This is a genomic window from Cedecea sp. (assembly GCF_036500665.1).
Lineage (GTDB): Bacteria > Pseudomonadota > Gammaproteobacteria > Enterobacterales > Enterobacteriaceae > Cedecea.
The window spans coordinates 1-8120 of sequence record NZ_DASYBS010000162.1 but is presented as its reverse complement, the minus strand read 5'-3'; the positions used below and the strand labels follow the sequence as shown (position 1 = coordinate 8120).

Sequence of the window (8120 nt, the reverse complement as noted above, 5' to 3'; positions counted from 1 at the left end):
CAGACCGCAGAAGGTGCGTTCGACGAAGTCAGCAACATTATGTACCGCATGAAAGACCTGGCAACCCAGGCAGCGAACGACACCAACTCATCAAAAGATCGCGAAGCACTGGACTCTGAGTTCCAGGAGCTGAACAAAGAGTTGACCAACATCATGGGTAATACCACCTACGGCGGTGAGAAACTCCTGACCGGCGGTAAACTGGAAAATACAATGAATTTCCAGATCGGTGCGAGCTCTCAGGAAAACATGAGCGTCAATCTCTCTGCTGAAATGACTAATGTGAATGACTCCCTCACCAACGCAAGCGGCGGCCTGTCTTCTATTACTCTGAAAGCCAATGCAAGCGGTGCCGCGCCAGACTATGCAACAGCGATCACGAACATCGAATCCGCACTGGAAAACGTCGGTACCGTACGTTCAAGCCTGGGTGCCAACATCAACCGTCTGGGCCACACGGCGGCGAACCTGGCAAACATGAAAGACAATACCGAGCTGGCGCTGGGTAACATTCAGGATGCGGACTTCGCAAGTGAAGCCTCCTCAATGACCCGTAACCAGATGCTGGCGCAGACCAGTATGTCGATGCTGAAACAGTCCAACAGCATGTCCGGCATGGTGATGTCTCTGCTGGGTTAATACCTCACGCACGAGATGACAAAAAAACACCGCTTTAGGGCGGTGTTTTTGTTTCTACCTGTTGCGTTTCTCTTTCCTCTCATGCGGAAGCGCTTCTTCCTTTAATCAATTAATGCATTGATTTAATTAAAGTAAAAACCTGGCACGCCAATTGCTAAGTAAGAGGTGTATTAACGGCATATGGCGTTCAGTCAGTCCGGCGTGCCCGTATTTCTGGAGATAAAAATGTCTGATTTGACCAGTCTGGATCCTCAAACCCTGGCCACACAGTTGGCAGGCTACGACATTGCCGCCATGCAGACGGCGCTGAAAAAGCAGACCAGCTCTCTCACTGCCCAAAAAGCAGCATTGACGGCGCTGCGTACCGCGATGAGCGATTTCCGTACTGCCCTGACCGGGCTGAATAAAACAGATAGTGGCATGTTGCAGAACGTGGCAACCACCAACATCGACGGCGTGGCCAACGTGACCGCCGGGAGTACCGCGCAGAAAGGGACATACAACCTGTTCGTTCAGCAGTTGGCCTCTGCACACCAGATTGCGTTCGATGATATGACCGATGAGTCAATCAAAAACGCGACCGGCACGATGACCATCACCATCAACGGCAAGTCTATGGACATTGAGATGGATGACCTGGAGTCAATGTCGGACCTGACTAAACAGATCAATACCAATAACGACAAAAATGCGCCGGGTGTCACGGCCTCGCTGATTCGTACTGACGGTAAAGTCAGTCTGATGCTGAGCAGCGATGAGAGCGGTAAAGACAATATCGTCGAGCTCGATACCCGCAAAATGGACCCGGCAAGTGCGCAAAAATTTGGCGTATCGGAAACCATTACCGAGGCGCGAAACGCGGAGTTCAGGCTCGGAGAGAGCGGTAAAGTTTACGAAAGCAGCTCGAATACCCTCGATAAACTCATCGACGGTGTCACCATTGAGCTGACAAAGGCGCAAAAAAGCGGTGATGAGCCTCTGCGTATCAATGTTGGCGTCGACAACACCGCGACCAAAGAACAGATGCAGAGTTTTGTGGATGCGTTTAATACGCTGAAAACTGAACTGGGCAAGCTGACCAACAGCGGTAGCGATGGCAAAGATCGCGGCGCGTTCGCCGGTGACGCCGGTATCGCCTCGTTAGAAAGGGATCTGAATAACCTGTTGCGCCAGTCCTTCGGTGACAAAAATATGACCGACTACGGCATTACCGCCAACCGCGACGGCACCTTATCCATCGACAGTAGCAAGCTTGATAAAGCTCTGCTGAATGACGCCCACGGTCTGAACGATCTGTTTAACGGCAGCAACGGGCTGATTAAAAGCATGGATAAGTCGCTGGATAAATACCTCAATACCAGCAGCGGGCTGTTGAAAGGGCGCCAGGAAACGCTGGACCGCCAGCAGAGTGAAATCGATACCCGAGCCGACAAAATTCAGGCGCGTTATGACACCTCCTATAACCGCTATCTGAAGCAGTTTACCCAGCTGCAATCAATTATGACGCAGATGAATAACACCATGAGTATGTTTGGCCTGGCCTAAGGGAAAGTAAGTTATGTATGGAAATGAACAGGAGGGCTTCGGCCAGTATCAACAGTCCGACCTGGCTATTCAGGCCGCGGCTGCCAGCCCTCATCAACTGGTGCTGATGTTATTCAACGGCCTGATGGATGAGCTGGTTCGTGCAAAGAGCCATATTGCTGCCCGCCGCTATGAACGCAAGGTGCAGAGCATCAATAAGTGCATTGATATCCTCAATGCGCTGACCAGCGCGCTGGATTATGAAAAAGGCGGTGATTTGGCGTTAAGCCTTGCCAACCTTTATGACTATTGCGTTTATCGCCTGTATGACGCGAGTCATAAGCTTTCCGTTGAGTATGTCGAAGAGGTGGAAAAGATCCTCGGGAACCTGCAGGACGGGTGGCAAAAAATGGGTCAGCAGCATGGATGATATTCAGGTCATTCATTTTCTGACGCGCGCGCTTGAGGTGGCGGCCGGGAATGAAAACTGGTCGCAGGTGCAGGAAGTGGATAAGCAAATTGCCTCGCTGCTGGCGTCGCTAACTCGCCGCCCATTTAGCGACGAAAAGCGGGTTGCTCTGGAGGCACTGCGTCGTATGCACCGCAAAGTGAATGACAAGTGCCGCCTGAAGAGTGAAGAGCTGGAGCGCAAGATGGCGTTGCAGCGTCGCAATCAGGAAGGCATAGCGGCCTATGCGGCGTTTATGGATGAAGGAGACATTCTCTGATGAATATCACGTCTCCTCCGGTAACGCTAAGCGACGTCGTCGTCACCACCGCATCAGGAGCGGTTTCGGGGCAACAGAGTGTTGCCGCCACGCCTGCAGGCTCGCAGGCAGCTGTCTCCGTGCAACCCCCTTTCACGCTGGCCCTGTTGAACGTGATGCACTCCGTCCCGGTTGTCGATACGGCGCTGGACGCGCCCGGCCAGGAGAGTGCTAAGACGCAAGAAGGAACGGATGACGCGGGCGGCACGGCTCCTGTGATGCTGCTCCAGCAAATCCTTGATGGGCTGCTTGCGGTGAACGCCGTTCCGGCAGTACCGGTGGATCCAGCAGTACCGGTGAATCTGGTCACTGACGCAGTGACAAGCGCCGTTACTCCGACGCGACTGGATGGGGCGTTGCCTTCAGCCGTTAGCGTTCCCGTTGCGGGTTCTGCTGTTCAGCAGCCTGCCGCCGTGTTGACCGAGTCCGGGACGGCCGTGCTGGCGCAGCCGGCGGCAGCGAAAAGCGTTGAGTCCCTCACGCCTCTGTCTTTGCTGAACGTGGGCGAAAACGTGGCGATCTCAGCCGCACGTCCAATGGCTCAGGCAGGCGTTGCGGGTAATGAAACGCAGGCGATCCCGACGACAGTCAAACTGGATCCGGAGCCTTCACGCTGGACTCAGCAGCTGCAGTCAGCCCTGGGCGAACGTTTACAGGTACAGGTTAGGAACCAAATTCAGCACGCCACTATCCGCCTTGATCCACCGGAGATGGGCAAGATAGAGATTGCCGTGCATATCGAAAATGGCCGCATGCAGGTCATGATTAATGCGAGCCAGGGGGAGGTTTATCGCGCGCTTCAGCAGGTCAGTAACGACTTACGTCAGAGCCTGACCGAGCAGAGTTTTGTGCAGGTAGATGTCCAGGTTTCTTCTCAGGGCGGGCGCCGTGACGGCCAGCAACAGCCGGCGCAGCAGGAGCAGTCGCAGGATGTTATGGCTGCCGCGAACATTGAAACGGACGCGCGGGCGCGCCGTGAAGATGCCTCCGTCTTACTGACCGTTTAAAAAAGAAGATTATGACCGTAAAAACTTTTTCTCTGGGGCTGTTAATTGCCCTTATTGCGGCCGCGTTTGCGGCAGCTTTGACAATAGTAGGTACTCACGTGCTAACGAAGAATGAGGGAGGAAGTGGCATGCTGCCCTCATTGTTCAGTTCCTCGGATGAAAAGCACATTGAGTTTGTGGAAATCAAAAATGTGGTTATCACCCTTCAAAGCAGCGGCAGTAAAGAGCGATACCTGCTACTTGAGCTGGCGCTGGCCACTGATGATCCACGCAACGTTCAGCCGATCCATGACATGTCTCCCGCGGTGCGTGGCGCAACGGTGAGCCTCCTGTCCGATATGAATTACGACGAGGTACGGGCCATGAGCGTTTCTGAGCTTAAGGGAAAGCTGATGACGGCCTATAGCGAGCGCTTTAAAAGCCTCAACAGCACCGTACCGTTTCAGGATGTGATCATCAGCAAGCTGGTCTTTCAGTAAGTCACCACGGCGGTACAGGAAATGATGGATTTTATTGCTGACGATACGCTGACGCCTGCGGAAGAGTCACGTTATGTGAATGCTTACTTACCGCTGGTGCATCGGGTTGTGAAGCAGCTTTCTTATCAGGCAAGCAGCGTCATGGACAAAGAAGACATGGAGCAGATAGCCCTGATGGGGTTGCTCAGTTCTTTGCGTCGTTATGGTCATCCTGATGAGCAATTTGGGGCTTATGCCGTGCACCGTATTCGGGGAGCCGTGCTGGATGAGTTACGCCAGCTTGACTGGCGTCCACGTCGCCTACGACAAAAGACCCATAAATTGAATGATGCCATCCGCGAGGTTGCCCGCGAACTTGGCCGCCCGCCCAACTTTTCTGACCTTTCCGGGCGGCTGGATATCACCGCCGAAGAGTATCAGGAATATTTGCTGCTGGACTGCGCGAAGTCGATGGACAGCCTGGATGAGTTGCTCAGCAGTGAAACGCATTCAGTGCCATTGAATGGCAGAAATTTAGAAGAAGAAGTGATGGTGAGCCGCACGCTAAAAACCGCGCTGGCAAGCCTTGATGAACGTGAGCAAATGATTTTGACGCTTTATTACCAGCATGAAATGAGCCTGAAAGAGATAGCCCTGGTGCTGGGGCTGACGGAGGCACGAATCTGTCAGCTGAATAAAAAAATAGCGCAAAAAATTGAGCAGTTTTTTTAGCCGTTTTTGAGAAGTGGAAACTCATGCAGAAATTATTAGGTTTAGTGATTATTTTCGCCTGTGTTGTCGGCGGTTTTCTTATGTCCGGTGGACGGCTGGCATCGTTTTGGCAGCCTGGTGAAATCATTATCATTTTAGGCGCCGGTTTTGGGGCATTAGTACTGGCCAATCCCAAACCAGTACTGGCCGAAATGTATCGCCAGTTCCGCGGCGTGATGCGTAAAAATGAGCATACCGATGAATACCAGCGCCAACTGCTGATGCTGCTGTTTGAGCTGCTGGAGCTGGTGCAGGACGGCGGCCTGAAGGTGCTGGACGAGCATATTGAAGTGCCGGAAAGCAGCCCGCTGTTTCAAAAATACCCGCTGATCCTTAGCGATAAAGCGCTGATTACCTTTATCTCGGATAACTTCCGCCTGATGGCGATGGGCAAAATAAACGAACACGAGCTTGAAGGGATCCTCGAGCAGGAGCTGGTGGCGATGGAAGAAGATCTGTTGCTGCCGTCGCGTTCGCTGCAGCGAATCGCCGAGGCCATGCCAGGGTTTGGTATTTGTGCCGCGGTGCTCGGGATTATCATCACCATGCAGTCTATCGACGGCTCCATTGCCGTTATCGGCGTGAAAGTGGCGGCCGCGCTGGTGGGCACTTTTCTTGGCGTCTTCTTCTGTTATTGCCTGATGGATCCGATGGCTAACGCCATGGAGCAGCGTACTAAAAAACAGATGGCCGTGCTGGAGTGCGTGCGTACCGTGCTGGTGAATCACGTTGCCGGTAAACCGACGCTGCTGGCGGTAGATGCCGGGCGCAAAATGCTGCCGATGGACTCCAAGCCGACCTTTGCCACGCTCGACGGCTGGGTAAACCAGATGACGGGTGAAGCGTAATGCGAGGCAAGGCAAAGGGGCATACCACCATTATCAAACGCTCCTCGCGCAAAGGCCACGACGCGGTTCATGGCGGGGCGTGGAAGGTTGCGTTTGCCGACTTTACGCTCGCCATGATGGCGCTGTTTATGGTGCTTTGGATTATGGGGGCAGTCACCGAAGAAGAGCGTAAAGAGATTGTCTCGTTGCTTAACAGCGACTCGCTGTTTGACGGTCTGTCCGCGGTGCCAGTGACCCAGCCAAACGGCTCTGGGGGCAGCGTGACCATCCTGGCTGGGAAACCAAAGTCGGATGATGCCGGGCGTGATATTCAGCAGGATGTCGCTGCGTTGCAGGCGTTGACCAACACGGCAAACCAGGGGGAAAGTCTGGCAGACGTGAATCGCCGCTCAGAGCAGGAAATCGAAGATTTGGCCCGAGTGATCATGAAGATCACTTCTGCCTATGACGCGCAGTCTAATCTGCAAATCGAAATTGTGCCGCAGGGGCTGCGTATTCTGGTGCAGGATGACCAAAAACGAGAAATGTTCCAGCGCAGCAGCGCCATTCTGACGCCCTTTTTTAACCGTCTGCTGACGGAGTTTGCTGCAGCGCTGAATTCCATCGACAACAAAATTATTATTACCGGTCATACCGACGCCACGCGTTTCCGGGACCAGGAGTTATATAACAACTGGAATCTGTCAGGTGAACGCGCCATGCAGGCGCGTAAAGCGCTGGCCAGGGGCGGGCTGGATAATGGAAAAGTCTTGCAGGTTAGCGGAATGGCAGACCAGATGTTGCTTGATCCTGAACACCCGCTCAGTTCAGCAAACCGCCGCATTGAGATCATGGTGTTGACCCATTCCGCGAGCGCTTCGCTGTACCAGTTTTTTGGTCAGCATGGCGAGAAAGTGATTAAGCCGCTGGCAGAACGCGTTGCACAGCAGCCGTCTTCGGTACGTTAAGTTTTCAGGTATTTGTTTTGTTCATTCCGATTTCCACCTCAATTGTCTCCACTTTACCGCCTGCGCCCGTACTTTTCCGGCGTATGGCGGGATTTTTTTTTCTGCTGCTATTTGTCCTTTTTTCGTCACTGGCATGCGCTTCACCAGCCGGAAAGCATAAGCCCGTTAAGAAGCAGGCTCAGGCCGTGCAGCCGCAGAGCAAAGAAGCCCATGAACGCATGAAAAACAGGGAACGGCTGCTGGTCAACGCCAGAAAGCGTCTTGCGGTTGTTCCCCTTACACCCGAGCAGAAAAAACGTCAGGCCGCTGAAAAACGGGCTACTCGTGCCTGGAACCGTGAGCAACTGGCGATGCATACCCGCTGGCGGCCGGGACTCATCGGCGGCTCTGAGCGTCTGTGGCCGCTGGCGACCGAGGCGCTTATGGCCGAGATGGTTAGCCCTCGTGTAGAGGACACTCTCCATAAAGTTATTCAGCGACTAAAACAACAGCTCGGTAAACCTTATGTCTGGGGAGGCCAGACGCCAGAGCAGGGGTTTGACTGCAGCGGGCTGATTTATTATGCCTATAATCAGCTGCTTAGCCGCAAGTTGCCGCGTACCGCCAACGGCATGTTCCAGGATCGAGGGCTGAAGTGGATTAACCAGCGTCAGCTTCAGCGTGGCGACCTGGTGTTTTTCAGCATCAAAAGTCAGGATCGCGCAGACCACGTTGGGGTTTATCTGGGGGACGGGCAGTTTATTGAGGCGCCAAGAACCGGGCTGAATATCCGTATTAGCCAGTTGTCGGACAATTATTGGCAGGAGCATTACCTTGGAGCGAAGCGTATTTTGACCGAGGAGGCGATTCTCTAAGGTTTGGGGCTGATGCCAGAAGCTGTTTTTTTGTTAGAAATACCCACAATTATGCAGAGTTGGCTAAGGTTCCGTTCACTTCCAATCCTGTTTTATCTGTCACCACTGCACCGGCGAACGTCTCGGGAGAATCACCGTCATTCCCCCGAGAACCCGGACTCCCGGCCAAATAAATCGACCGCTAAAGCGGCAGACCTCCGTTTTATCTCCCAGTCCTGGGTCGGCTGAGATGCGTTCCCGACGCTCTCAGCCTCCGGCCGTTCCCGACGCCCGGACCCTGGCCAGTCGGAGAGAAAACGGAGGCG

General features: G+C 53.7%; 10 protein-coding genes. All 10 read left to right on the top strand.

All coding sequences use genetic code 11. The annotated features are described in order from the left end of the window. Positions 1–639, top strand: a 639-nt coding sequence (locus tag VGM55_RS25315) for a flagellin (protein ID WP_331637089.1), incomplete at its 5' end; no start/stop codon positions are given. A gap of 225 nt (positions 640–864) precedes the next feature. Further along, complete coding sequence (gene fliD / locus VGM55_RS25310; protein ID WP_154185242.1) at positions 865–2184, top strand: flagellar filament capping protein FliD; 1320 nt, start codon at positions 865–867, stop codon at positions 2182–2184. 13 nt (positions 2185–2197) lie between these two features. Further along, positions 2198–2593, top strand: a complete 396-nt coding sequence (gene fliS, locus VGM55_RS25305) for a flagellar export chaperone FliS (RefSeq protein ID WP_154185241.1) — start codon at positions 2198–2200, stop codon at positions 2591–2593. Continuing rightward, positions 2586–2891 (top strand): hypothetical protein, encoded by a 306-nt coding sequence (locus VGM55_RS25300; protein ID WP_154185240.1) that lies wholly within the window; start codon positions 2586–2588, stop codon positions 2889–2891. Before fliS ends, VGM55_RS25300 begins: the two co-directional genes overlap by 8 nt. Beyond that, positions 2891–3937, top strand: a complete 1047-nt coding sequence (locus VGM55_RS25295) for a flagellar hook-length control protein FliK (protein ID WP_331637088.1) — start codon at positions 2891–2893, stop codon at positions 3935–3937. Before VGM55_RS25300 ends, VGM55_RS25295 begins: the two co-directional genes overlap by 1 nt. A 128-nt stretch (positions 3938–4065) precedes the next feature. Further along, complete coding sequence (locus VGM55_RS25290; RefSeq protein ID WP_331637087.1) at positions 4066–4416, top strand: flagellar basal body-associated FliL family protein; 351 nt, start codon at positions 4066–4068, stop codon at positions 4414–4416. Between the two features lie 21 nt (positions 4417–4437). Continuing rightward, positions 4438–5127 (top strand): FliA/WhiG family RNA polymerase sigma factor, encoded by a 690-nt coding sequence (locus tag VGM55_RS25285; RefSeq protein WP_331637086.1) that lies wholly within the window; start codon positions 4438–4440, stop codon positions 5125–5127. Positions 5128–5150: 23 nt separating this feature from the next. Next, positions 5151–6014: a flagellar motor stator protein MotA gene (gene motA / locus VGM55_RS25280; RefSeq protein WP_331637085.1), complete on the top strand. Its 864-nt coding sequence runs from the start codon at positions 5151–5153 to the stop codon at positions 6012–6014. Continuing rightward, on the top strand, positions 6014–6961 hold the full coding sequence (gene lafU / locus VGM55_RS25275) for a putative lateral flagellar export/assembly protein LafU (protein ID WP_154185235.1): 948 nt from the start codon (positions 6014–6016) through the stop codon (positions 6959–6961). The genes motA and lafU overlap by 1 nt, the downstream gene beginning before the upstream one ends. Before the next feature lie 218 nt (positions 6962–7179). Next, complete coding sequence (locus tag VGM55_RS25270; protein ID WP_414648318.1) at positions 7180–7815, top strand: C40 family peptidase; 636 nt, start codon at positions 7180–7182, stop codon at positions 7813–7815. Positions 7816–8120: the final 305 nt, after the last annotated feature.